At 72.7% G+C, this 24466-nt stretch carries 26 protein-coding genes and 1 tRNA gene; 19 read left to right on the top strand and 8 right to left on the bottom strand.

Annotated features, from left to right (window positions below; translation table 11 throughout):
- Positions 1–3 precede the first annotated feature (3 nt).
- Both ACIGDI_RS15995 and ACIGDI_RS15990 read right to left on the bottom strand, forming a co-directional pair.
- Positions 4–336, bottom strand: a complete 333-nt coding sequence (locus ACIGDI_RS15995) for a hypothetical protein (RefSeq protein ID WP_399896271.1) — start codon at positions 334–336, stop codon at positions 4–6.
- Between the two features lie 124 nt (positions 337–460).
- Complete coding sequence (locus tag ACIGDI_RS15990; protein WP_399896268.1) at positions 461–1639, bottom strand: Glu/Leu/Phe/Val dehydrogenase dimerization domain-containing protein; 1179 nt, start codon at positions 1637–1639, stop codon at positions 461–463.
- Between the two features lie 425 nt (positions 1640–2064).
- On the opposite strand from ACIGDI_RS15990, the gene ACIGDI_RS15985 reads away from it, so the two are divergent.
- The 8 genes from ACIGDI_RS15985 to ACIGDI_RS15950 all read left to right on the top strand — a co-directional run bounded on the left by ACIGDI_RS15985 (position 2065) and on the right by ACIGDI_RS15950 (position 9646).
- Complete coding sequence (locus ACIGDI_RS15985; RefSeq protein WP_399896265.1) at positions 2065–3309, top strand: MBL fold metallo-hydrolase; 1245 nt, start codon at positions 2065–2067, stop codon at positions 3307–3309.
- A 303-nt stretch (positions 3310–3612) separates the two neighbouring features.
- Positions 3613–4281 (top strand): hypothetical protein, encoded by a 669-nt coding sequence (locus ACIGDI_RS15980; protein WP_399896262.1) that lies wholly within the window; start codon positions 3613–3615, stop codon positions 4279–4281.
- A 529-nt stretch (positions 4282–4810) separates the two neighbouring features.
- A complete protein-coding gene (locus ACIGDI_RS15975) occupies positions 4811–6889 on the top strand; it encodes an ATP-binding protein (protein ID WP_399896259.1) in 2079 nt (692 codons plus the stop codon).
- Positions 6890–6957: 68 nt separating this feature from the next.
- The gene (locus ACIGDI_RS15970) at positions 6958–7392 is read left to right on the top strand and encodes a roadblock/LC7 domain-containing protein (RefSeq protein ID WP_272174322.1); all 435 of its coding nucleotides are present in this window, start codon (positions 6958–6960) and stop codon (positions 7390–7392) included.
- A gap of 2 nt (positions 7393–7394) precedes the next feature.
- Positions 7395–7766 carry a DUF742 domain-containing protein gene (locus ACIGDI_RS15965; protein WP_272174712.1) on the top strand — a complete coding sequence of 124 codons (372 nt, stop codon included), beginning with the start codon at positions 7395–7397 and terminating at the stop codon, positions 7764–7766.
- Positions 7744–8343 carry an ATP/GTP-binding protein gene (locus ACIGDI_RS15960; protein WP_058921822.1) on the top strand — a complete coding sequence of 200 codons (600 nt, stop codon included), beginning with the start codon at positions 7744–7746 and terminating at the stop codon, positions 8341–8343. The genes ACIGDI_RS15965 and ACIGDI_RS15960 overlap by 23 nt, the downstream gene beginning before the upstream one ends.
- Positions 8344–8404: 61 nt before the next feature.
- A complete protein-coding gene (locus ACIGDI_RS15955) occupies positions 8405–8989 on the top strand; it encodes a GAF domain-containing protein (RefSeq protein ID WP_399896254.1) in 585 nt (194 codons plus the stop codon).
- A gap of 57 nt (positions 8990–9046) precedes the next feature.
- Positions 9047–9646 (top strand): TetR/AcrR family transcriptional regulator, encoded by a 600-nt coding sequence (locus ACIGDI_RS15950; protein WP_399896251.1) that lies wholly within the window; start codon positions 9047–9049, stop codon positions 9644–9646.
- A gap of 412 nt (positions 9647–10058) precedes the next feature.
- On the opposite strand, the gene ACIGDI_RS15945 is transcribed toward ACIGDI_RS15950, so the two are convergent.
- Genes ACIGDI_RS15945 through ACIGDI_RS15935 form a run of 3 tightly spaced genes read right to left on the bottom strand, consistent with a single transcriptional unit; the run spans position 10059 to position 12182 of the window.
- Entirely contained in the window at positions 10059–10664 is a 606-nt protein-coding gene (locus ACIGDI_RS15945; RefSeq protein WP_399896248.1) for a GPP34 family phosphoprotein, read from the bottom strand.
- 13 nt (positions 10665–10677) lie between these two features.
- Complete coding sequence (locus ACIGDI_RS15940; RefSeq protein ID WP_399896245.1) at positions 10678–11898, bottom strand: YbfB/YjiJ family MFS transporter; 1221 nt, start codon at positions 11896–11898, stop codon at positions 10678–10680.
- Positions 11895–12182: a muconolactone Delta-isomerase family protein gene (locus tag ACIGDI_RS15935; protein WP_200701865.1), complete on the bottom strand. Its 288-nt coding sequence runs from the start codon at positions 12180–12182 to the stop codon at positions 11895–11897. The genes ACIGDI_RS15940 and ACIGDI_RS15935 overlap by 4 nt, the downstream gene beginning before the upstream one ends.
- Positions 12183–12293: 111 nt before the next feature.
- On the opposite strand from ACIGDI_RS15935, the gene ACIGDI_RS15930 reads away from it, so the two are divergent.
- The 11 genes from ACIGDI_RS15930 to ACIGDI_RS15880 all read left to right on the top strand — a co-directional run bounded on the left by ACIGDI_RS15930 (position 12294) and on the right by ACIGDI_RS15880 (position 22247).
- A complete protein-coding gene (locus tag ACIGDI_RS15930; protein WP_399896242.1) occupies positions 12294–13223 on the top strand; it encodes a LysR family transcriptional regulator in 930 nt (309 codons plus the stop codon).
- 128 nt (positions 13224–13351) lie between these two features.
- Positions 13352–14065: an SDR family NAD(P)-dependent oxidoreductase gene (locus ACIGDI_RS15925; RefSeq protein WP_399896239.1), complete on the top strand. Its 714-nt coding sequence runs from the start codon at positions 13352–13354 to the stop codon at positions 14063–14065.
- A gap of 18 nt (positions 14066–14083) precedes the next feature.
- A complete protein-coding gene (locus ACIGDI_RS15920) occupies positions 14084–14452 on the top strand; it encodes a YybH family protein (RefSeq protein ID WP_399896236.1) in 369 nt (122 codons plus the stop codon).
- Between the two features lie 201 nt (positions 14453–14653).
- Positions 14654–15682: an L-threonine 3-dehydrogenase gene (gene tdh, locus ACIGDI_RS15915; RefSeq protein WP_399896233.1), complete on the top strand. Its 1029-nt coding sequence runs from the start codon at positions 14654–14656 to the stop codon at positions 15680–15682.
- 27 nt (positions 15683–15709) lie between these two features.
- Positions 15710–16912 carry a glycine C-acetyltransferase gene (locus tag ACIGDI_RS15910; protein ID WP_399896231.1) on the top strand — a complete coding sequence of 401 codons (1203 nt, stop codon included), beginning with the start codon at positions 15710–15712 and terminating at the stop codon, positions 16910–16912.
- 34 nt (positions 16913–16946) lie between these two features.
- Positions 16947–17858 (top strand): LysR family transcriptional regulator, encoded by a 912-nt coding sequence (locus tag ACIGDI_RS15905; RefSeq protein WP_399896228.1) that lies wholly within the window; start codon positions 16947–16949, stop codon positions 17856–17858.
- Positions 17859–17893: 35 nt separating this feature from the next.
- Positions 17894–18487, top strand: a complete 594-nt coding sequence (locus tag ACIGDI_RS15900) for a helix-turn-helix domain-containing protein (RefSeq protein ID WP_399896225.1) — start codon at positions 17894–17896, stop codon at positions 18485–18487.
- Positions 18484–19029 (top strand): GNAT family N-acetyltransferase, encoded by a 546-nt coding sequence (locus ACIGDI_RS15895; RefSeq protein WP_399896222.1) that lies wholly within the window; start codon positions 18484–18486, stop codon positions 19027–19029. The genes ACIGDI_RS15900 and ACIGDI_RS15895 overlap by 4 nt, the downstream gene beginning before the upstream one ends.
- Positions 19030–19059: 30 nt before the next feature.
- On the top strand, positions 19060–19419 hold the full coding sequence (locus tag ACIGDI_RS15890) for an MmcQ/YjbR family DNA-binding protein (protein WP_399896219.1): 360 nt from the start codon (positions 19060–19062) through the stop codon (positions 19417–19419).
- A gap of 138 nt (positions 19420–19557) precedes the next feature.
- Positions 19558–19631: transfer RNA gene (locus tag ACIGDI_RS15885), tRNA-Pro, on the top strand.
- 555 nt (positions 19632–20186) lie between these two features.
- The gene (locus ACIGDI_RS15880) at positions 20187–22247 is read left to right on the top strand and encodes an alpha-galactosidase (protein WP_399896216.1); all 2061 of its coding nucleotides are present in this window, start codon (positions 20187–20189) and stop codon (positions 22245–22247) included.
- A 55-nt stretch (positions 22248–22302) separates the two neighbouring features.
- Here the strand turns inward: ACIGDI_RS15880 and ACIGDI_RS15875 are convergent, their stop codons facing one another.
- Genes ACIGDI_RS15875 through ACIGDI_RS15865 form a run of 3 tightly spaced genes read right to left on the bottom strand, consistent with a single transcriptional unit; the run spans position 22303 to position 24419 of the window.
- The gene (locus ACIGDI_RS15875) at positions 22303–23322 is read right to left on the bottom strand and encodes a glycoside hydrolase family 43 protein (RefSeq protein WP_399896213.1); all 1020 of its coding nucleotides are present in this window, start codon (positions 23320–23322) and stop codon (positions 22303–22305) included.
- Between the two features lie 28 nt (positions 23323–23350).
- Positions 23351–23638 (bottom strand): DUF1905 domain-containing protein, encoded by a 288-nt coding sequence (locus tag ACIGDI_RS15870; protein ID WP_399896210.1) that lies wholly within the window; start codon positions 23636–23638, stop codon positions 23351–23353.
- Between the two features lie 4 nt (positions 23639–23642).
- Complete coding sequence (locus ACIGDI_RS15865) at positions 23643–24419, bottom strand: DinB family protein (RefSeq protein ID WP_399896207.1); 777 nt, start codon at positions 24417–24419, stop codon at positions 23643–23645.
- Between the last annotated feature and the right edge of the window lie 47 nt (positions 24420–24466).

The following is a 24466-nucleotide window of genomic DNA, read 5'->3' as shown; positions in this document are numbered from 1 at the left end:
TCGTCACCCTATTCCGTCGTCCCTGACGGCGCCGGGTGAGACCGTTGTTTCGACCAGTTCCACCGGGTACAGCTCGGTCCTGGCGATCGCCGCGTCGCGATCGCCGGCCAGAGACGTGCGGCGCTCGTCGGCCATGAACCCGTCGTAACCGGCCTGCGAGGCGAACTCGATCAGCTGGATCTCGTCCGGGCGGCCCTCGGCGCCGTCGGCCCGCGCACGCTGCAGAATCCGGCCGTCGTGCTCGCCGAGCAGGGCCAGCACCTTGTCCTCGTACGCGGCCAGGGCCCCGGCGGCGCCGGGACGGGCCCAGAGCAGGCAGCACAGACGAATCGTCATGGTGTCCGACCCTATCCGGGGCGCGTCCTCAACTCCCGCCCCGGATCGGCCGTTTCGCGCGGGTCAGCCCGCGTGCCTCGACCCGAGGTCGTCGGCAGTGGACCGGCCCTTCCGGCCGCCGCCCTCAGCGGTACCAGCCGAACCGCTCCGCGATCACCGGCAGCCGGTCCGCGACGATGGCGTGGGCGGCCGCGCGCGGGGTCGTGCCGTCGGCCTCCGCGCGGGCCAGCATCTGCTCGACCAGGGCGCGCATCGAGCGGCGCGTATGGGCGAACGCCTCGTCCGCGTCCGGGCCGATGTCGCCGAACAGGGTCCACCACCACCAGGCGTTGGTCCCGGAGTTGACGACGACGTCGGGCAGCACGGTGACACCGCGCGTGGCCAGCAGTTCCTCCGCCTCGGGCAGTACGGGCATGTTGGCCGCCTCGACGATCCAACGGGCCCGGATCCGCTCCTGGTCCGCCGCGTCGATCGCGTACGAGACGGCCGCAGGCACCAGCACCTCCGCCTCGGCCGCCAGCCAGGCGTCGCCCGGCAGTTCGCGGTCCCCGGGCCGCAACACCGCCCGGTCCACGGTGCCGTACCCGTCGCGCGCCGCCAGCAGCGCCTCCACGTCGAGGCCGGCCGGGTTGGCGATGGTGCCCTTGATGTCGGCCACCGCCACGATCGTGAGCCCCGCGCGCGCGAGGAAGCGGGCCGTGGCCCCGCCCATGGTGCCCAGACCCTGCACGGCGACCCGCGTCCCGGCGTGCGGCACGCCCGCCCGGTCCAGGGCGGCCAGCGCCGACTCCGCGACGCCGCAGCCGCCCACCAGTTCGTCCAGGCCGATGCCGTCCACCTCGACGGCGAAGGCGTCCGCGAGCCGCCGCCGCGCCGTCACCTCGTCGTCGAGCAGCGGGTACACCGCCTGGATGGTGGAGACGAGTCCCGCCTCGGCCGCCGCCCGCTCCACCGTGTCCTGGGTGAGGCCGAGGTCCTCACCGGTGGTCCAGAAGCCTTCGACGTACGGCTTCATGGCGCGCAGGTAGCGCACCAGCAGTCCGTAGGCCGCCGCGTCCCGGGGATCGCAGTCGATGCCGCCCTTGGCGCCGCCCAGCGGGACGTAACGACCTTCGGGGTTGTAGTGCAGTGCTTCCTTCATGGTCATCCCGCGGGCGAGGCCGGTGACCTCGTCCAGCGTGCATCCCTCGCGCATCCGCAGTCCGCCGCTGGCGACACCGCGCACCAGCCGGTCGACGACCAGGAAGCCCTGGCGGCCGGTGATGTGGTCGGTCCAGGTGAGCGACATCAGGGGGGCGGTCATGAGGTCTCCTCGGAGACGGCGATCAGACGGGGACCGGGCGGCGGGGCGAGCGCCCCGGCGGGTACGGCGGCGAGGGGAATTACTGAATCGTCGGTCAGTATCGAGAGGGTGCCTCCGCTTGTCAACGGAGCCCGGGGGAGGGGCAGGATCACGGCTCCGACGAGGTTCCGTGGCGGCGGCGGGAATGGGCGCCGGGCGTCCCCGGTTTCCCAGGTGGTGGCTCCGCCTCCCGCCTCCCGCGGGAGCGGGCGCCGCGGTGCGCAGGTGAGCCGGGGAGCGGCAGTTCGACCTCTGCATGGCAGAGGTCGAGAGCGGCCGTATCTTTGGGCTTTCCTTGGAAAGAGCCCGCCGGGACCGCATGACTCGGGTGTTGTCAGTGGAGCCGACCATAATGGAATGCCTCACCGACTCCACCTGGAGGTACCGTGTCCGGTTTCCGTCCCCTGAGCTCCGGGCTCAAGGCGCTGCAGCCCGAGGCTTTCGGCGCGGATCCCACCGGTGAGCGCCTGGCGCGCATCCGCAGATCACCGCACTTCAAGGACGGGGTCTTCCAGAATCCCGGCGGCCCGACGAGCCGCCCCTCCATCTCGATGGTGGACTTCGCGAAGGTCTACTTCGACAAGGACGAGCGGCCCCGCCGCGGCCCCCGGGGCACCGTTCCGGTGCACGCCACCACCCTCGCCGACATCGCGAAGCCGCCGGCCACCGGGCTGCGGCTGACCTGGATGGGGCACTCCAGCGTGCTCGCGGAGATCGACGGTCACCGGGTGCTCTTCGACCCCGTCTGGGGTCAGCGCTGCTCCCCGTTCCCCTTCATCGGCCCCAAGCGGGTGCACCCGGTGCCGCTGCCACTGGCCGCGCTCGGCCCGGTCGACGTCGTCGTCATCTCGCACGACCACTACGACCACCTGGACCTGCCCACCATCAAGGCGCTGGCCGACACGGACACCCTCTTCGCCGTCCCGCTGGGCGTCGGCGCCCACCTCGAACACTGGGGAGTCTCCGCCGACCGGCTGCGCGAGCTGGACTGGCACGAGGCGACGAAGGTCGGCGGCCTCACGCTGACCGCCACTCCGGCCCGCCACTTCTGCGGCCGCGGGATGCGCAACACCCAGCACACCCTGTGGGCGTCGTGGTCCGTCGCCGGGGACGAGCACCGCGTCTACCACAGCGGCGACACCGGCTACTTCGACGGCTTCCGGGACATCGGCGCCGCGCACGGCCCCTTCGACGCCACCATGATCCAGATCGGCGCGTACTCCGACTTCTGGCCCGACATCCACATGACGCCCGAGGAGGGCATGCGGGCCCACCTCGACCTCCAGGGCGGACAGCCGCACGGCGTGATGCTGCCGATCCACTGGGCCACCTTCAACCTGGCACCCCACCCCTGGGCCGAGCCCGGCGAGGGCACCATCGAGGCCGCCCACGCCACCGGCTCCCGCATCGCCCTGCCCCGCCCCGGCGAGCCCTTCGAACCCACCGCCGAGACGATCCCCTCCGCCCCCTGGTGGCGCGAGGTCGCCCACACCCCCGACGGCGGCTGGCCGACGGCCCTCACCGGAGCGGCGATCAAGACGGCGGCCAACTCGGCGACCGACGACCACGCCGACGCCGGACGGGGCGCGGACGAGGGCACGGGGGAGCCGGAGGCGGTACCTGCTGGGTGAGGCCGGTGGGGGCGGCTCCGGGCGGCGGGTCCGAAGGGGGCCCGGAGCGGATCGACTGTTCGGCCTGAAATGGGTCGATTATCATAAAAAGTCCTCTACAGGCCGCACACGTCTCGCCCGGGAGGGCCGATGTGGACGTCGAAGGCCGTGGCCGGGCTCTGTGCCGTCGCCGCCCTGGGACTGACCGCTCACCCGCAGCCGCCCGGCCGCCCCGCCGTAACGGGCGCCGCTGAAACCGGACCGCTCCGGATCGCGCACGTTGCGCGGACCATGACCCAGGGCGGGGGACCAGACCCGGTTTCCGTGGTGGAGGAGTACTACGCCGCGATCAACCGCCATGACTACTCTCGGGCCTGGGACCTCGGCGGCAGCCACTTCGCGCGGTCCTACGAGCAGTTCGTCGCCGGTTTCGCCGACACCGCCGCCGACGAGATCCGCGTCGACTCCGTGGCGGGGGACTCCGTACAGGTCCACCTGCACGCCGTTCACACCGACGGCAGTACCGCCGACTACGCGGGCTCCTACACGGTGCGCGGCGGCACGCTCAGCCAGGCGTCGCCGCATCCGGTGGGCGCCGGCGGGTTCTCCCGGCCGGTCCCCGGTGGAGCGCCCGGAGCCCTCGACCCGGCCGTGACCCAGTCCACGATCCACTACACGATCTGCGTCCGGGGCTGGACAGCGGCTGTACGGCCGCCGTCCGACCTGACCGAACAGCTGAAGCGGCGGCAACTCGCGGCGTCCGGTGTGAGCGACAAGAACCCCGCGCACTACGAAGAAGACCACATCATCCCCCTGGAGCTCGGAGGAGCCGCCTCCGATCCGGCCAACCTGAGGCCTGTGCCCGTCGCGCGAGCCCGTGTCGACGACCGGCTGGAGAACTCCTTGCACCGGGCCGTGTGCGCGGGGAGCCTCACGCTGTCGGCCGCGCAGACGCGCGTCGAGGAGGGCAAGGCTGCCGAAGTTCGGCCTTGACCGGACGCGCCGCTGTCGATCATGCGTCGTGGGGCGCGTCTCTGATTTCCGGGCTTCGCGGTCTCCTGGCGGGTGATGTCGCGTCCTCGTGGTTGACACGGACAGTGACGTTCAGGCGGTGACTCGGGTGGGCGAGAAAGGGGTCGAAACGGTCCGGTCGGGGTGGGGAGCGGACAAGGGGTGGGCGGTTTCCGCGGTCGGTTCCTTTCCGTCCCCGCAATCACGGCGACAGGGCCCCTGCTTCGCCGTGACCGCTTCTGACCAGCTCTGATCGATCCGTTGTCGGGCGGGATCGCCCGGCCCCTGGGTTTATCGGTCTGTCGTACGACGCCTCATACCAGAGCGGGACGCTCCGCGTGGGACTTTGTCAACTGCCCACCGCACATGATGCCTTGCCGACTACTGTGAGTGTCCGTCGGGCGAAGCGGGGCCGCATTCCTGCCCCCCTCTCGACCGACACGACGGCGCATGCCCGAACCGCGCACGCCCGCGCCCCAGGCACCGACGGACCAGCACGACGAGGAATCCGATGTCTCACCTCCGCGCACCGGCCGCACGCGCAGACCGCCGCGAGGGCGGACGGCACGGACGACCGGTCGCCCGCACAGCGCCCTCGCTGCCCGAAACCCACATACGGCCCCAGCTGCTCCGGCTCGCCGTGCTGCCGCCCGTCGCGGTCGCCCTGAGCGCCAGCGCGGCCGTCCTGTTCACGGTCCGCTCCACCGGAGCCCGCCCCGGCCTCACCCTGTGGGGCGTCCTCGCAGGCGCCGTCTCCGTCGCCCTGGCGGGCATCGTGATCGCCGCCGTCGCCGCCGACCGGGCCGCCAGGGCCGTGAGCGACCGCATCGGCGCCCTGCGCCGCAGTACCGCTCGCGGCGAGGCCGACCTGCGTGCCCTCGTCGAGGCACTGCGCCGCGGCGACGCCCCGCCCCAGCGCAAGCCGCGCGTCGCGCCCGCCGACGACGCCGAGGACTTCGAGCTGCTCGCCGCCGACCTCGCCCGCGCGCACGACGGCGCCGTCACCGCCGTCGTGCAGGCCGCCCAGCTCTCCAGCCAGGCCGGCAGCGAGCAGAAGCTCGAGGTCTTCGTGAACCTCGCCCGGCGGCTCCAGTCCCTGGTGCACCGGGAGATCTCGATCCTCGACGAGCTGGAGAACGAGATCGAGGACCCGGACCTGCTCAAGGGCCTCTTCCACGTCGACCACCTCGCCACCCGCATCCGACGGCACGCGGAGAACCTCGCCGTCCTCGGCGGCGCGGTCTCCCGCCGCCAGTGGAGCCACCCCGTCCCCATGACCGAGGTGCTGCGCTCCGCCATCGCCGAGGTCGAGCAGTACTCCCGGGTCAAGCTGGTGCCGCCGATCGACGGCAAACTGCGCGGCCACGCCGTCGCCGACGTCATCCACCTGCTCGCCGAACTCGTCGAGAACGCCTCGGTGTTCTCCGCCCCGCACACCCAGGTCCTGCTCCGGGCCACCCTCGTCACCTCCGGCCTCGCCGTCGAGGTCGAGGACCGGGGTCTCGGCATGCCCGTCGCCGAGCAGAAGAAGATGAACGCCCTGCTGGCCGACCCCGACCAGGTCAACGTCGCGAGCCTGCTCGCCGACGGCCGGATCGGACTGTTCGTGGTCTCGCAGCTGGCGCGTCGGCACGGCATCAACGTGAGGCTGCAGACCAACATCTACGGCGGAGTGCAGGCCGTACTCGTCGTACCGCAGGGGCTGCTGGGGCCGACGCCCGGCCTGCCCGGGGGCGCGGCGCAGCCGCAGGGCGGCACCGGCGGCACGGCAGCGGCCGTAGCGCCACAACCCCCGCAGCCGCAGCCGCAGCTCCAGTCCTCGCCCCGGAACGGAGCCGACGTCACCGGGCGCCGGGCCGCATCCCCGCCGTCCGCAGCGCGCCACGGCGAGCAGTGGGACGGCGCCGTGGCGCACGGAACCACGGCAGGCGGCGGTCCCGCGCCCCTGCCCGTGCGCGGCTCCCACGAGGAGCGGCCCAACCCGGCGGAGGCGCTTCCCGGCATCAGGCCCGACGACCGGCACCTCGTCGCGGACCACGTGACCGCGCCGCCCACGCCCCGCGGCGGCACCGTCCGAGGCACCATGGGCAGGCCCCCGCAGCTCCCCCGCCGCCGCGCCCAGGAACACATCGCGCCGCAGCTGCGCGACGGCCCGGCACCCCGCCCGGACGCCGACCACGTCGCCGGTCATGACCCCGGACTGATGGCCGCCTTCCAGCGCGGCATCGGTCTCGCCGAGGCCCAGCAGCACCTGGAGTCAGCGCACCTGGAGTCGGAGCACCCGGAGTCCGCGCACCTGGAGTCGGAACACACGGGGGCTGCGCACACCGGGGCGGACCACATGTCGTCACCGCACATGGAGCGCCCGCACAGGTTCCCCACCGCCCGCCCGGACGATCACCGCACGGAGGTCACCGCCACCACTCCGCCGCGCCCCATGGACGTGTCACCCAGGGACCGGCCCCCCAGGGACGGTTCGCCCATGGGCGTATCGCCCATGGACCCGGCCCACATAGCCCAGGCGCGCCCCGCCTCCGCGCGCGGCACCGACCACCCCACCCGGCGCGACGGGAGCGCACCCGCCGGATGACCACCGCAGCCCCCACCCCCGCCCCCACCGCTCCCGCAGACCTTCGTACCCCAAGGAGTCGATCCACCATGGCGAGCGATGCGCCGACCGGCCATGCATCCGATCTCGACTGGCTGATGAGCGGCCTCGTGCAGCGCGTACCGCACACCACCAGCGCGGTACTCCTCTCCTGCGACGGGCTCGTGAAGTCGGTCCACGGCCTCGACGCGGACAGCGCCGACCACATGGCGGCGCTGGCCTCAGGCCTGTACTCCCTCGGCCGCAGCGCCGGGGTCCGCTTCGGCGACGGCGGAGAGGTCCGCCAGGTCGTCGTCGAACTCGACTCGACGCTGCTGTTCGTGACCACCGCGGGCTCCGGGACCTGTCTCGCGGTGCTCGCCGGCCGCGAGGCCGACGCGGCCGTGCTCGGCTACGAGATGGCCATGCTGGTCAAGAGCGTCCGCCCGTACCTGGCCACCGCACCCCGGCAGCACGCCGTCGAACCCACGGCGATGAGGCCTTGAACGTGGCGGCGGCGGGCGACGGGCCCTGGCTCGACGACGCGGCCGGCCGGCTGGTGCGCCCCTTCACGGTCAGCAACGGCCGCACCCGGCCGACCATCTCCCTCGACCTCCTGTCGCACGTGATGGCCACGGGCGCCACGCCCCTCGGCTATCTCGGCCCCGAGCACCAGCAGGCCCTCGACCTGTGCCGCGCGCCCGTCTCGGTCGCCGAGCTGGCCGCGCATCTCAAGCTGCCGGCGGTGGTCACCAAGGTGCTGCTGTCGGACCTCGTCGACTGCGGGGCGCTGACCACCAAGCCCCCCGAGTTCCACCACGCCCCGACCGACCGGGCCCTACTGGAGGCAGTGCTCGATGGACTACGACGACAGCTCTGACCCCTTCCCGACCGCACTGAAGATCCTGGTCGCGGGAGGGTTCGGAGTCGGCAAGACGACCTTCGTGGGCGCGGTGAGCGAGATCGCGCCGCTGAGCACGGAGGAGCTGCTCACCACGGTCAGCGCCGCGACCGACCGTCTCGACGGGATCGAGAACAAGGTCGAGACGACGGTGGCCATGGACTTCGGCCGCATCACCCTCGATCCGGAGCATGTGCTCTATCTGTTCGGCACGCCCGGGCAGGAGCGGTTCTGGTTCATGTGGGACGAACTCTCCGAAGGGGCGCTCGGCGCGGTCATCCTGGCCGACACCCGCCGCCTGGAGGAGTGCTTCGCCGCGGTCGACTTCTTCGAGCAGCGCGGCCTCGGATTCATCGTCGCCATCAACGAGTTCGACGGCTCCTACCGCTACGACCCCGAAGAGGTCCGGGCCGCCATCGACCTGCCCCCGGAGATCCCCGTCGTGCGCTGCGACGCCCGTATCTCCAGCTCGGGCGTGCAGACCCTGCTCACCCTCGTCCGCCACCTCATCGCACACGCCCCGGCCCACGCGCCGAGCCACGGCGCCCACATGTGATTCCCGAACACCCGCCATGGAGCCCCTACATGACCTGCGTCCACAGTGACGGAGCCCGCCCATGAGGTACGACCCGTCGCGCCCCGCCGGTCGACTGCTGCTCACCCCGGAGGACAAGGAGGCCCCCGCCCGCACCCGGCGCCTGTGCCAACTCGGCCTGAACGAACGCCCGGACCCCTGGCTCGACGCCTACGCCGGCCGCCTCGCCGAGGTCACCGGGGCGCCGTACGCCATGGTCAACTTCATCGACGAGAACCGGCAGTTCTTCGCGGGCCTGCACGTGCCGGACGTACCGCCGGCCGCCGTCGTCAGGGCCGACGGCAGCGCACCGGTCCTCGGCCGCGAACTCACCCGCGACCACGGCTTCTGCCCCCATGTGGTGGTCCGGCGCAAGGCGCTGGTGCTGGAGGACGTGCGCGACTACCCGCGGTTCGCGGGCAACGCGATCGTCGACGAGTTCGGCGTCCGCTCCTACCTGGGCGCACCGCTCGTCGACAGTACGGGCATGGTGCTCGGCACGGTGTGCGTGGCCGACGTGGAGCCGCGGCCGTGGGGCAGGCCCGGACTGGAGAGCATCAAGGCCTCGGCGGCGGAGCTGGTGGCGCGGCTGGAGCGGCGCGAGGCGGACGGGCTTCCGCTGCTGTGACCGGGGGCCGGCCGCTCTCACTAGCCGACCGGTCTAATACTTCCGTACACTGTCCGCATGGGACGCACCAGCGACGCCAAGCAGAAGATCCTCGGTGCCGCGCGCTCGCTGATCGAGGGGCGCGGCTACTCCGCCCTGGGCGTGGCCGAGATCTGCAAGGCCGCCGGGGTGCCGAAGGGGAGTTTCTACTACTTCTTCGAGTCCAAGGAGGCGCTCGCGCTCGCCGTCGTCGACGAGCACTGGGCGGCCCAGAAGCGCGACTGGACGCGCGCTCTGGGCGGCGACGCGGAGCCCTTGCGGCGGCTGCGGCGGCTGTTCGAGGAGACGGAGGCCGGACAGCGGGCCGTCCAGGAGGGCTGCGGCACCGTCTCGGGCTGCTTGTTCGGCAACCTCACGCTGGAGCTCAGCAACCAGACCGAGGCCGTCCGCGAGCGGTTGCAGGAGATCTTCGAAGCGCAGATCGACATGGTCGAGGCGGTGATCGCCGAGGCCCGTGAGCGCGGTGAGACCACCGCCACCGACACCCGCGCGGCCGCGCGCGCGGTGGTGGCCCAGCTCGAGGGCCAGGTGATGTTCGCCAAGCTCTACAACGACACCGGCCGCCTGAGCCCCCTGTGGGACAACTGCCGGGCCCTGCTGGGCGCCACCGCCGCCTGACCGCCGGGGGCCGGCCGGCACAGGGCCGAGCTGACGTATCCAGGACCGAGCTGACGGATCTCGGCGGTGTCCCGACGCCGGGCACGCTCGCTGGCCGCTGGCCCGCTGGCCCGCTGGCCCGCTGGCCCGCTGGCCCGCTGGCCCGCTGGCCCGCTGGCCCGCTGGCCGCTGGCCGCTGGCCACGGGCCCGCCGCTTGCCGCAGGTCGCTTGCCGCACACCGCACGCCCACCGCTACCCGTGCGGGACGCCGAACGCCGAACGCCGAACGCCGCTCGCCGCGGGCCCGCCGCTATTCGCGCGGGACGCCGTATGCCGCTGGCCGCGAGCACGTCGTACGCCGCTCGCCGCAGGCCGTAGGTGGCTGGCCCGCCCTGGATGCCGCCCGCCGCCCCCCGGCCCAGGCCACCACCCCTAATAACCCCGCCACACATTGTCGAACGCCGCGTCCTCGATCTGGCGTCGTTGCCGTACCGCCTCCAGTTCCATCACCGCGTTTCCGACGGCGGCCAGCACGGTCGTGGGCGTCTCGCCCGCCAACTCCTCGGGGATCTCGGCCGGTTCGGCTCCGATGCCGGCCGCGGCGGCGAGGGCGGCGAGGACGGGTTCGCCCGCCGCCCGGCGCTCCTCGGCCGCGCGCCGGGCCGCCGAGTCGACCAGGACCGAGCGCCCGGTCCGCAGCGGAATCCGGCGGCCCCGGGGCCGGGCCGTCAGCCCGACCCGCTCCAGGTCCTCGACGTAGGCCGCGGACAGCCCGCGGCCCCGGCGCCACAGCCAGTCCTCGACCGACTCGTACGGCTCCTGCCGTACGAGCGCCGCGGCGGCCTCGTCCAACAGCCGGTCGCCCGTGGGGGACTGGGCGCTGGGCAGGATGCGGTCGCCGTCCAGGACGAGGGCTTTCGCCTCGACGAGGTCGAACACCTCGGCCGCCGCGAGCGCGAGCGACAGGTCGCCCTGTTCCACCGGCGTGTCGGTCGCCACGTCCAGGGCGACGATCGCGAGGTCCCGTGCGGTGGTCATGTGCGGCTCCACGTCAGTCGGCCGAATGCGGGGCGAGCGCGCCCGCTTCCTCGCTCGATTGTCGCCGCCCGAGCGGTTCCGTGCGTTCCCTTACGACCATGTGGTGCGGGAAACCGACGCGCAGCACGGCGGCGGCCGCTGCCGCGGCGAGGACGACCAGGGCGGCCAGGAGCAGCGCCTGCCGGTATCCGTGGTGCAGCAGCGGCGCCACCGCCAGGGGGCCGAGGATCTGGCCGACGGAGTATCCGGCGGTCAGCAGGGCGACCGAGCGCGGGAAGCGCAGGTGGGCCCCGGTGGCGAGGGCGAGCGTGCTGACGCCGATGAACGTGCCGCCGAACAGCACCGCCGAGCCGTAGGCGGCCGCCGTACCCCCGGCCAGGGCGGGCAGGGCGATCCCGGCCGCCTGCACGACGAGCGCCGCGACCAGCAGCCCGGGACGTGACCAGCGGCGCCCCAGCCGCGCCCACAGCGCCGAGGACGGTACGGCGGCCAGCCCCACGAGCACCCAGGCGCCGCTGCCGACCGGGCCGGGGGCCTCCTGCCCGATCGCCGCGACCAGGAAGGTCCCGGCGACGATGTACCCGACGCCCTCCAGGGTGTAGCTGACGAACAGCGCGCCGAACCAGCGGTGCGTGCGGGGCCGCGAGCCGCCCCCGGCCACCCGGGCGGCGGGCGCCGCCTCCGGTCGCAGGTTCCAGCAGGCGGCGGTGAGCAGCGCGGTGAGAGCGGCCGCCGCCCACCAGGCCGTACGCCAGTCGCCGAAGGACCGCAGGGCCAGCACCAGGACGCCCGACAGGGCGATTCCGCCGCCCACGCCGCCGAACGCCCAGCCGGACAGGTGCGGCGGGTGGTCGCGCAGGTGGTGCAGGAGGGATCCGGCCGCGACGACGAACACCAGGGCGCTGGCCGCCCCGGCCGCCAGCCGCAGCAGCGCCCACACCGCTGTGCTGCGGGTGAGCGGCATCGCCGCGAGCGTCCCGGTCAGCAGCAGCAGCGACCCGCGCAGCACGGCGCGCGAGCGGGTCAGGGCGGGGGCCAGGATGCCCGCGAGGGCCCCGACCAGGTAGCCGACGTAGTTGGCGGTCGCGAGGTTGGCCCCGGAAGCCGCGGACAGGCCCGCCCCGGTGTGCATCAGGGGCAGGATCGGGGTGTAGACGAAGCGGCCGACGCCCATGCCCGCCGCGAGTGCGGCGGCCGCCCGGGCGACATGGGTCCAGGGGGAGGAGCCCCTCATCGGCCCGGATCGTTCGGGTGCGACTCCAGCGGGGTGACCGTGACGGTCATCCACGGGCGCAGCGGCAGCGTGCCGAGCACCTTCTCGTGCAGCTCCGCCTCGTCGGTGGCCCGCCAGACGCCGATGCTGCGCAACTCGCCCACCGGACGCCACAGCCGGGCCAGGTGGCCGGTGGCGGCCAGTTCCCCGGCGCGGACGGCCTCGGCGGCCCGCCGCCGGTCGACCTCGTCCTGACCGGTGCCCTCGGGGACGGTGGTGGTGATCTCGACCAGGAACTCTCGCATGACGCACTCCGTTCGTGCTCGTCGGTCAGCCCATCGTGCGCCCGCCCCCGGCACGCCTTCCACGACCGGCTTCCTCGCTGCTGATAGGCCCGGCCTACCAGCGCGCGTAGCATGGCGCGCGTGGAACTGCGCCAGCTGCGGTACTTCGTCGCGGTCGCCGAGGAACTGAACTTCGGCCGTGCCGCCGAGCGGCTGCTCATCGCGGGCCCCTCGCTCTCCCAGCAGATCAAGGCGCTCGAACGCGACCTCGGGGTACGGCTCTTCGACCGGGACCGCCGTTCGGTCTCCCTCACGGCGGCCGGCGCCGACCTGCTCCCGCACACCCGTGCCCTGCTGGAGCGGGCGGACGACCTCAAGCGCCGGGCCGGCCGGCTGTCCGGTTCCCTGCCGGTACGGCTGGGATACGTCAACTGGCTGCCCGCCGACCTGGCTTCGCGCACGGCCTCGGTCGCCCAGGTGCGGGTCGACGCCTGGGTCGCCCCCTCCCACACCCAGGCCGCCCGGGTCGCCGACGGCAGCCTGGACCTCGCCGTGTGCTGGGTGCGCGACGAGGACCTGAAGCGGCTGGGGCTGCGGGCCCGCCTGATCGGCGCCGACCGGCTCTACGCCGTCGCCAAGGGCACCGACACCGCCGAGGTCGCCGCCGGGGAGGCCGACGTCCTCATCGACGACGACATCACCTCCTGGCAGTCCTGGAACGTCTACGCCGAGGAGCTCGCCCGCCGCACCGGGGCCCGTCAGGTGCGGATCTCCGACGGGGCCGTCACCGGCCCCGCCTTCTTCGACCACGTCCGCCGCTGCACCCGCCCGGTCCTCAACTCCCCCAAGGGGCAGGGCGATCCGATCCCCTCCGACCTGGTCCGCCGCGAGATCGTCGCCCCGAAGGTGTACTGGACCTGGTCGCTCGTGTGGCGAGAGAAAGAGGACCGGGCCGCCGTCCTCGCCACCGTGGACGCCCTGTGCGAGGGCCTCGGCGACCTCGGGATCCATGCCCCGGACGCCTGGCTGCCCGCCGACGATCCGTACGCGCTGCCGGGCTGACCTGCGCTGGGAGGATCAGCCTCCCACGCGGTAGAGATCCGATCCTTCCGCCGCCGTGCGATCCGGCCTACCTTCCAAATAGTCGACCGGTCGGCTAGTAACCGGTCATCACTTCGGAAAAGGTCACCATGAGCACGCAGAACCAGAAGGTCGCGATCGTCACCGGCGCCTCGCAGGGCATCGGCGCCGCCATCGTCGATGGCTACCGCAAGCTCGGATACGCCGTCGTCGCCACCTCGCGCACCATCGCCCCCGTCGACGACGCCGGCGTCCTCACCGTCCAGGGCGACATCGCCGACCCGGCCACCGCCGAGCGCGTCGTCGCGGCCGCCGTCGAGCGGTTCGGCCGGATCGACGCCGTGGTCAACAACGCCGGCGTCTTCGTCGCCAAGCCGTTCACCGACTACACGGCCGAGGACTACGCGGCCGTCACCGGCATCAACGTCGCCGGCTTCTTCCACCTCACCCAGCAGGCCGTCCCGCATCTGCTCGCCCAGGGCGGTGGCCACATCGTCAGCGTCACCACGAGCCTGGTCGACGCCGCCGACTCCCGCGTCCCCTCGGTCCTGGCCTCGCTCACCAAGGGCGGTCTGCAGTCCGCGACCAAGTCCCTCGCCATCGAGTACGCCACCCGCGGCATCCGGGTCAACGCGGTCTCGCCCGGCACCATCAAGACCCCCATGCACCCGGCCGAGACCCACGACTTCCTCGCCGCCCTGCATCCCGTCGGCCGGATGGGTGAAGTGGGCGACATCGTCGACGCGGTGCTCTTCCTGGAGACGGCCCCGTTCGTCACCGGAGAGATCCTGCACGTCGACGGCGGTATGAGCGCCGGCCACTGACAAGTCCGAGGAGCAGCCATGACCAGCACGACAGAAGACGAGGCCGTCCTGCGCGGCGTCCTCGACCGGTGGAAGGCCGCGGTCGACGAGCACCGGCCCGAACGCGTCGCCTCGGTCTTCACCGAGGACGCGATCTTCCAGGGGCTCCACCCTTACAGCGTCGGACGGCAGGGCGTCGCCGAGTACTACGACTCCCAGCCCCTCGGCATGACGGCCGCGTACCGCTTCCTGGAGACCCGGCGGCCCGCCGACGGACTCGTCCTCGGCTACCTGGCGGTCGAGTTCTCCTTCACGGACCGGCCCGCCCTGGACGTCAAGCTCTCGGTCCTGGTGACCCGGGAGGGCGACGAGTGGTACATCGCCCACTACCAGGTCTCCCAGGTGTGAAGCGTCTCCCGTGCGCGAAGCGGATGCGCGGCGCGAAGCGGATCCGCGGCGTGAAGCGGATCTGCGGCGCGGGTTAAGAAACTCTCGATGGACCGGGGGAGGGACCGTGCGGCAGATTGCTACGCGATCCCACCCCTCTCCCCGGATGCGGGCCTCCTCGGCATGCCCGCGCCCGGGGTCTCACCGTCAGGAGCCCTAGCGTTGAAGGCGCTGGTCAAGGAGAAGGCGGAGCCCGGGCTGTGGCTCGCGGACGTCCCGGAGCCCACCGTCGGACCCGGCGACGTACTGATCAAGGTGCAGCGCACCGGCATCTGCGGCACCGACCTGCACATCCGCTCCTGGGACGGCTGGGCGCGACAGACGATCCGCACGCCGCTCGTGCTCGGGCACGAGTTCGTCGGCGAGGTCGTCGAGACCGGGCGCGACGTCGCGGACATCAAGGCCGGCGACCGGGTCAGCGGGGAGGGGCACCTGGTGTGCGGCAAGTGCCGCAACTGCCTCGCCGGCCGCCGCCACCTGTGCCGGGCCACGGTCGGGCTCGGCGTCGGCCGGGACGGGGCCTTCGCGGAGTACGTCGCCCTTCCCGCCGCCAACGTCTGGGTGCACCGTGTACCGGTGGACCTCGACGTCGCGGCCATCTTCGACCCGTTCGGCAACGCCGTGCACACCGCGCTGTCCTTCCCGCTGGTCGGCGAGGACGTGCTCATCACCGGCGCCGGGCCGATCGGTCTGATGGCCGCCGCGGTGGCCCGGCACGCCGGCGCCCGCAACGTCGTGATCACCGACGTCAGCGAGGAACGGCTGGAACTGGCCCGCAAGATCGGCGTGAGCCTGGCCCTGAACGTCGCGCACTCCCGGATCGCCGACGGACAGCGGGAGTTGGGGCTGCGGGAGGGTTTCGACATCGGCCTGGAGATGTCCGGCCGACCCGAGGCCATGCGCGACATGATCGCCAACATGACGCACGGCGGCCGTATCGCCATGCTCGGCCTGCCCGCCGAGGAGTTCCCGGTGGACTGGGCCCGTGTCGTCACCTCGATGATCACGATCAAGGGCATCTACGGCCGGGAGATGTTCGAGACCTGGTACGCCATGTCGGTGCTGCTCGAAGGCGGCCTCGACCTGTCGCCCGTGATCACCGGCCGGTACGGCTACCGCGACTTCGAGGCGGCGTTCGCCGACGCGGCGAGCGGCCGCGGCGGCAAGGTCATCCTCGACTGGACCGCGTAAGTCATCAGCATCCCTAGGAGCTTTGAGATGTTCGACTCCGTGCGCGACGACCTGCGCGCCACCCTCGACGAGATCCGCGCCGCCGGCCTGCACAAGCCCGAGCGTGTGATCGGCACCCCGCAGTCCGCGACCGTCAACGTCACCGCGGGCGGCCGCCCCGGCGAGGTCCTCAACTTCTGCGCCAACAACTACCTCGGCCTGGCCGACCACCCCGAGGTGATCGCCGCCGCCCACGAGGCCCTCGACCGCTGGGGCTACGGCATGGCGTCCGTGCGGTTCATCTGCGGTACGCAGGAGGTGCACAAGCAGTTGGAGGCGCGCCTGTCGGCGTTCCTCGGCCAGGAGGACACGATCCTGTACTCCTCCTGCTTCGACGCCAACGGCGGTGTCTTCGAGACCCTGTTGGGCCCGGAGGACGCGGTGATCTCCGACACCCTCAACCACGCCTCCATCATCGACGGCATCCGACTGTCCAAGGCGCGGCGCTTTCGTTACGCCAACCGTGACATGGCCGATCTGGAACGGCAGTTGAAGGAGGCCGCTGGCGCGCGGCGGAAGCTGATCGTGACCGACGGCGTGTTCTCGATGGACGGTTACGTCGCGCCGTTGCGCGAGATCTGCGACCTCGCCGACCGCCACGACGCCATGGTCATGGTCGACGACTCGCACGCCGTCGGCTTCGTCGGCCCCGGCGGCCGCGGCACCCCCGAACTGCACGGCGTCATGGACCGCGTGGACATCATCACCGGCACCCTCGGCAAGGCCCTCGGCGGCGCCTCGGGCGGCTACGTCGCGGCCCGCGCCGAGATCGTCGCCCTGCTGCGCCAGCGCTCGCGCCCGTACCTCTTCTCCAACACGCTCGCCCCGGTGATCGCTGCCGCCTCCCTGAAGGTCCTCGACCTGCTGGAGTCGGCGGACGACCTGCGCGTCCGGCTGGCCGAGAACACCGCCCTGTTCCGCCGCCGGATGACCGAGGAGGGCTTCGAGGTCCTCCCGGGCGACCACGCCATCGCGCCGGTGATGATCGGCGACGCCGCGAAGGCGGGCCGGCTGGCCGAGCTGCTGCTGGAGCGGGGCGTGTACGTGATCGGCTTCTCCTACCCCGTGGTGCCGCAGGGCCAGGCCCGTATCCGCGTCCAGCTGTCCGCCGCGCACTCCACCGAGGACGTGAACCGGGCCGTCGACGCCTTCGTGGCCGCGCGGGCGCAGCTGGAGGCCGAGCGGGCCTGAGGGCCCGGGGTGTGCGTTTGAGACAATCGATTCCATGATCGAAGCGCGGCGGCTCCACATCCTTCGTGCGGTGGCCGACCACCGCACGGTGACGGCGGCTGCCGCCGCGCTGTACCTGACCCCCTCGGCGGTCTCCCAGCAGCTGACCGCCCTGGAGCAGGAGACCGGTCACCGCCTGGTCGAGCGCGGCGCCAAGGGCGTACGGCTGACCCCGGCCGGCGAGATTCTGCTCAGCCACACGAACGCGGTCCTCGCCCAGCTGGAGCGCGCGGAGGCCGAGCTCGCCGCGTACGGATCGGGTGCCGCCGGCACGGTCACCGTCGCCGCCTTCGCCACCGGCATCGCCCAGGTCGTCGCCCCCGCGGTGGCCCGTCTCGCCGAGTCGGCGCCCGGCATCCGCATCCGCGTCCAGGACGCCGAGGGCGACGCCAGCCTGCCGATGGTGCTGGACCGCCAGGTGGACGTGGCCGTCGCCGTCGAGTATCGGGGCGCCCCGCCCGCCGACGACCCGCGGCTGACCCACGTGTCCCTGTACGCCGAGCCGTTCGACGCGGTCGTGCCCGTGCGGCACCGGCTGGCCGAGGCCGCCGAGATCCCGCTCGCCGACCTGGCCAAGGACGCGTGGATCGGCCCGTACCCCGGCAACCCGTGCCATGACGTGGTGGTCCTGGCCTGCGAGAGCGCCGGGTTCCAGCCGCGCCTGGAGCACTCCTCGGACGACTTCCGCGCGGTCGTCGCCCTCGCCTCGGCCGACGCCGGCGTGGCGCTCGTACCGCGGTCCGCGCTGAGCGGGATGGACCTCGCCGGCGTGGTCGTACGGCCCGTCGACGGCGTCGCGCCCACCCGCCGGGTCTTCGCGGCCGTACGACGCGGGGCCGAGGAGCATCCGCTGATCCGCCCCGTGCTGGATGCCCTGCGCGAGGCGGCCGGAGTGGAGACGCCGTAACCTGGCTGTTTCATATCCGGGATATCGTCCCCGATGTGAAACGCGATGAACGTGCCGGGGACGCCCCGGCCCCGGACCCGGTCGACGCCCGCCTCGCCGCCCGCCTGGCCGAGCTGCGCGCCGAACACGGCTGGTCGCTCGGCGAACTGGCGGAACGCAGCGGCATCAGCAAATCCACCCTCTCCCGCGCCGAACGGGCGGAGATCAGCCCCACCGCCGCACTCCTCAACCGTCTCTGCGGCGTCTACGGGCGGACCATGTCCCGGCTGCTCGCCGAGGTGGAGGCGGAACCCACGCCGCTGGTGGCGGCCGCCGAGCAGCCGGTGTGGCGGGACCGCGCCTCCGGCTTCGTACGACGATCCGTCTCGCCACCGCACGCCGGGTTGCGCGGCGAACTCGTCGAGGGGCGGCTCGCGGCGGGAGCCGACATCTCCTACGACCGGCCGCCCGTACCCGGTCTGGAGCAGCACATCTGGGTCCTGGAAGGAGCGCTCGAGGTGACGGCACGGGAGACGGAGCACCACCTCGGCACGGGGGACTGCCTGCGGCTGCGGGTGTGGGGGCCGACCCGGTTCCGGTGCGCGGGCCCGGCGGACGTGCGCTACGTGCTGGCGGTGGTGCTGCCGTGATCGTCGAGCGCGTGGACCACGCCGAACTGCTCGCCTGCGCGGCCGGACTGGCCGACCTGCTCGTCGACACCGTCGAAGGCGGCGCCTCCATCGGCTTCCTCGCGCCCCTCGACCGGGCGGAGGCCCTGGCGTGGTGGCGGGAGCACGCCGCCGGCACCGCGGCGGGCCGGCTCGCCGTGTGGGTGGCGTACGACGGCGGTCGGCCGGTCGGCACGGTGAGCCTTGCCTTCCCGGACAAGCCCAACAGCCGCCACCGGGCCGAGCTGGTGAAGCTGATGGTGCACCGGGACGCCCGCGGGCGGGGACTCGGCCGTCTGCTCCTGGCCACGGCGGAGGAGGCGGCCGCCGCGGCCGGGATCACCCTGCTGCACCTGGACACCGAGACCGACAGCCCCGCCGAGCGGCTGTACCGGGCGGCCGGCTGGAGCCGCATCGGTGCGATCCCGGACTACGCGGCGGCCCCGGACGGGGTGCTGAGGCCGACCTCGATCTACTACAAGCCCCTTCGCCGCGAGACGGGCGCCGAGGCTCCCACCAGGTGATTGTCAGTGGCGGCGGCTAACGTGCGGGGCATGCCGGATGCCGAAGACGTACGCCGAATCTGCCTCGCCCTGCCGGACACGACGGAGAAGATCGCCTGGAGCATGCCCACCTTCAGGGTCGCGGGGAAGATGTTCGCCACGCTGCCCGAGGACGAGACCTCCATCGCCGTGCGCTGCCCGAAGGAGGAGCGCGACGAACTGGTGCTGGCCGAACCGGAGAAGTTCTGGATCGCCGACCACGAGGCGCAGTTCGCCTGGGTCAGGGCCCGCCTCGCCGCGATCGAGGACGAGAGCGAGCTGCGCGACATACTTGCCGACTCCTGGCGCCAGGCGGCCCCGTCCCGACTGCTGGAGGCCTACCCCGAGTTGGGTGCGCCGTCCGCGGACTGACCGGCGGGGCACCGGTGCCGGGCGGCACGACCCGTGGGCGGGCGCGGGGCCGGCGAAAAGCCGTGCGCGACCATGGACCCGAGTGCGGTATGGTTTCCCTGCGTGTTCGGCCCGGGGAAACCCCAGGTCAGACGGCACCGGGACGTGGCGCAGCTTGGTAGCGCACTTGACTGGGGGTCAAGGGGTCGCAGGTTCAAATCCTGTCGTCCCGACGGTGCGAAGGGTCTTCGCGGGCGAGAGCCGGCGGGGACCCTTTTTCGTGCCTCCGCTCACGAACGGCGGCCGAACAGGCGCTTCCAGAGCCCTTCGGCCGGAGCCTCGTCCTCGGAGCATGTGCAGCGCTGTGAGCGCGGAACTCCGGCGAGTACCTGCTCGACGTGCATGCCGCAGCCCCGGTACGTGATGCCCTGGCACTTTCGGCAGACCGCTTGTCGGCACATGAGGTGTTCTCCTTCGGGTCGGGAGGTCGGGATTCGAGGTCCGGATTCGAGGCCGGGTTTCGGGGTCGGGTTTCAAGGTCGAGACGGTCGTCGGTGCTCAGGCAGCAAGAGGAAGAGCCTCTCCAGGTCGAGCTGCATGATCACTGTCCTCTCGCATACCCCCGGGGGTAATTATACGTGAGGTGGCGGGCCGACCATGAAGGGCGGCCCTGGAAAGATCTGCCGAAGGCCGCCCGCCACCGAAGGGACACCGCGTTGACCAGTGCCGTCGAAGCAGCAGCAGGGTCGGTTCTCTGGTCCCAGGAGGTTCTGGGGCTGTGTGCCGTCGTGGGACCCGGCGGGTCGGTCAGGCTGGGTGCGCCCGGACAGGACTGGGACGCCCTGCTGCCCCTGGTGGAGATCACCGCCACCGGGCACGGGCGCACCTGGTCGGGGGAACGGTTCATCGACACCGCGATCGGCGAGCGCCTCGCCCACCGGGGCCACCGGACGGTCCAGGACGGCGAGTGGCACTGCACGACGATCACGCTCGCGGATCCCGTGACCGCTCTCGCCGCCGAGGTGAGTCTGCGGACCTGCCCCGGCACCGGTTTCGTCCGCTCGCAAGTGCGCCTGGTCAACGAGGGCGGCGCCCCGCTCCGACTGGAGAGCGTATCGAGCCTCGCGCTCGGCGGTCTCGCCTACGGCGACCTCGACGGCCTCACCCTGCACTGGGCGGACAACGACTGGCTCGCCGAGTGCCGTTGGCGGCAGGCCCCGTTCCGTGACCAGGTCGTCCGGCTGAGCCGGTCCGCCCACGGCCACGAGGGGCGCGGCTGCTTCGAGCGCTCCTCGCAGGGCAGTTGGTCCACGGGCCGTCATCTCCCGGTCGCCGCGCTCACCGACCCGGCGGGACGCGCGTGGCTGTGGCAGATCGAGTCCAGCGCCGGCTGGCGCTACGAGACCGGCGAACGCGAAGGCGCCGCCTACGTCGCCCTGTTCGGCCCCGACGACGCCCATCACCAGTGGCGTCAGCTCCTCGCGCCCGGCGAGGAGTTCACCACCGTCCCCGCGACCCTCGCCGGTGCCGGGACGGGCGGGCTGGACGCCGCCTTCGGGCAACTCACCGACTGCCGCCGCCGGATGCGCCGCGCCCACCCGGACCACACGGCCCTCCCGGTGATCTACAACGACTACATGAACACCCTGATGGGCGACCCCACCACCGACAAACTCCTGCCGCTCATCGAAGCGGCGGCCGCCGCCGGTGCCGAGGTCTTCGTCGTCGACGCCGGCTGGTACGACGACGACGCCGAGGGCTGGTGGGACGCCGTCGGCGCCTGGGAGCCCTCCGGCCGTCGCTTTCCGGGTGGCATCCAGCGCGTTCTGGACGCCGTCAGGGAGCACGGGATGACACCCGGCCTGTGGCTGGAGCCCGAAGTGGTGGGCGTCCGCAGCCCGTTGGCGCGCACCCTGCCGCCCGAGGCGTTCTTCCGCAGGGGCGGCGTACGTGTCACCGAGCACGGCCGCCACCACCTGGATCTGCGCCACCCGGCCGCCCGCGCGCACCTCGACCGGGTCGTCGACCGGATCGTGGGGGAGTGGGGAGTGGGCTATCTGAAACTCGACTACAACATCAACGTCGGGCCGGGCACCGAGAGCGGCGAGGAGAGCGCCGGTGCGGGACTGCTCGGGCACCATCGCGCCCACCTCGACTGGCTGGGCGCCGTCCTCGACCGGTATCCCCGTCTCGTCCTGGAGAACTGCGGCTCGGGCGGACTGCGCATGGACTACGCCCAACTCGCCGTCACCCAGCTGCAGTCCACCAGCGACCAGCAGGACCCCCTGCGCTGTCCGCCCATCGCGGCCGCGGCCGCCACCGCGGTGACGCCCGAGCAGGCCGCCGTATGGGCCTACCCCCAGCCGCACTTCGACCCGGACCTCGTCGCCTTCACCCTCACCGGCGCGATGACGGGACGCGTCCACCTGTCCGGGTTCCTCGACCGGATGGACCGGGAACGGTTCGACCTGGTCCGCACCGGCCTGGCCGTCTACAAGGAACTCCGCGCCGAGATTCCCGACAGCCTGCCCTTCTGGCCGCTCGGCCTGCCCTCGTGGGAGGACTCCTGGATCGCCTTCGGCCGGCGCGGCACCGACGCCGACTGGCTCACCCTGTGGCGACGCACCCCGGCCACCGGTGACGACGCCGAGGACAGCACCCGCACCGTCCCCCTGGACCACCTCCGCGGCGCCCGCCTCACCCCCACGCTCCTCTATCCGGCGGCCGCCGACGCCACGGCCCACTGGGACGCCGCCCACGGACGACTCACCGTGTCCCTGCCGCGCCCCGGCACCGCCGTACTCCTCCGCCTCGACGGCAGGGCGCCGCTCCCGGGTCGAGAGGACTGACGGCTACGGACTCCGGGGGTGCCCGCGTGCGGCTCCGGGTTCGGCGGCGCCGCGCTCAGCCGCCGCCGTCGAGGTCCGTGCGCTGCCGGAGCACCCGCAGCTCGTCGCCGTGCAGCTGCATCTCGTACAGCTTGCCGCGGGCGTTCTCGAACGGGCGGTGCAGGACCATCATCAACTCGCCCTCGAAGGTGTGGAACAGCATGCCGTGGCCGCTGTCGTCACGGACCAGGGGGCGCCGCTGTTCCCACGGGCCCTGCAGCTCACCGGAGTTGGAGACGGCGTAGGTCTGCACGTATCCGCCGCTCAGGGTGCCGTCCTCGCCGGCCCGGTTCTTCTCGTACGTCGACCACAGCATCAACAGGGCGCCGTCCGGGGTGCGGTGCAGCTGTGGGCCGTCCGTGACGTAGGGCGGCAGCTGGTGCGGTACCCCGGCGGGTATCTGCTCCCCGAGCCAGGACGCGTCCGAGCCCTTGAACAGGAAGACGGGCTCCCCGACGGTCCGCGTCAGGTCCGGGGCCAGCCGGATCGCCTCCATCGTGCCGTCGACGGTCTGCAGCCACTCGTGGGCGTACACCATCCAGGGCTGCCCGGAGGGGTCGACGTACAGCGTCCCGTCCAGGGTCATGAGGTGCTCGGGCGGTGTGGGGCGGGAGGCGTCGACGAGCGTGAACGGCCCGAGCAGCGAATCGGAAACGGCGGTGACCGTGCCGCGGCGATGGTTCGGCAGCCGGAACGGCGTGCCCCAGCGGCCCGGTTGCGGTGCCGGCAGCGCCTTGCTCTCGTCGTGCAGGGTGGTGAACAGGTAGTAGCGGCCGGCCCATTCGTGGACCTCCGGCGCCCAGCCGCCGTCGGCCGCCCACGGCTCCCGCTGCTCGGCGGCCAGGAAGACCACCGTGGGACGCGTCCAGTCGCGCAGGTCGCGGCTGCGGTAGACCATCGTGCCGACGCCCTCCACACCGGACACCGACGGGTCGTTGGAGGTGTAGAGGTGATAGGTGCGGGTGCCGCCGTCGGCGACGACGAACGGGTCGTGCAGCGGCATCTCGGCCAGCCGCATCATTTCGGTATCGGCCATGATCGAACAATACGGCGAGGCGCTGGTCCTAGAGGCGGACGGTCATCCGCACCGCCACCTCGTCCCCCGCTCCCACGCCCTGCGGCACCCGCACGGCGTTCTTCAGGGGCAGCAGATAGCCGCCGTCCTTGGGGAACAGCGAAGTGGCGAAGGCGACTTCACCGATCCGGGCCTCGACCGGGACGACACCCCAGCCGTACGTGGCGGTCGCGGCCACCTCGCGGATGTCGGCGCACTCGTCGTCGGGCACGGCCACGAAGTAGTACGGCGCCGGCCCGCGCCACTCGATCACCCGGCCCCGGAAGGCGAGTTCCACGCGGTCAGCCCCTCTTCTCGAGCTCGGTCAGGTCGCGTTCGGCATACATACGGTGACACCACTCCTCGTTGAGGACCACGAGCAGGCACTCGCGGACCTCGAAGGTCTCGCCCTCGTCCGGCCAGCCGGGCCCGACGAGCGGTTCGGTGCGGGTGTCGAGCAGGTCGTCGGTCAGGCCGTCGACCACCCGCCGTACCGCCGCCATCGCCGCCGTCCGCAGGGCGAGCGCCTCGTCGAGCGAGGGCCGGGCGTCACGGTCGTGGGGGACGCCCGGGCGCGGAGCCATCTCGTCCCACGGCAGGGACAGCGGGTGCCAGGGGCTGGGGTCGCGCAGGATGCACCGCTCGACCCACGACTGGCAGGCGAAGGCGAGGTGACGCAGCGTCTGGACGAACGACCACTCCCCGCCCACGGAGGCGTGGAGCAGCTCCGGGGGCAGCCGGCGGGCCCGGGCGACGGTGGCCTCCCACAGCCGCTCGTCGAGGTCCCAGGCCGCACGGAAACCGTCGGCCGTGGTCGGCCGGAACCTGGGGCGGTCGGGGTGCCGGCGGTCCAGCTCGGCCTCCACCAGCGGTGCCACGTCGACGCCGTTGACCACGAGGTTCCTGACCTCGCCGTCGATGGTGGTGTCGACCAGCTCCACACCCCGCATCACGACCTGGTTCAGCTCGCACGACCGGAACGTCGCTCCGTTGAGGCCCACCGCGGTGAACCGGGCCCCGCCCAGGTCCGCGCGCTCGAACCGGGTGCCCCGCAGGTCGGTGAAGTCGCCGTCGCCCATGACGGTCAGAGTAGGACGCGGTCCCCGCCGGGGCGGAGACCGCGGCA

Origin of the sequence: Streptomyces sp. NPDC085900, from assembly GCF_044540925.1 — a bacterium.
Classification (GTDB): domain Bacteria; phylum Actinomycetota; class Actinomycetes; order Streptomycetales; family Streptomycetaceae; genus Streptomyces; species Streptomyces gilvifuscus.
The sequence above is the reverse complement of the archived record's forward strand: the minus strand, read 5'-3'. Positions and strand labels throughout refer to the sequence as shown.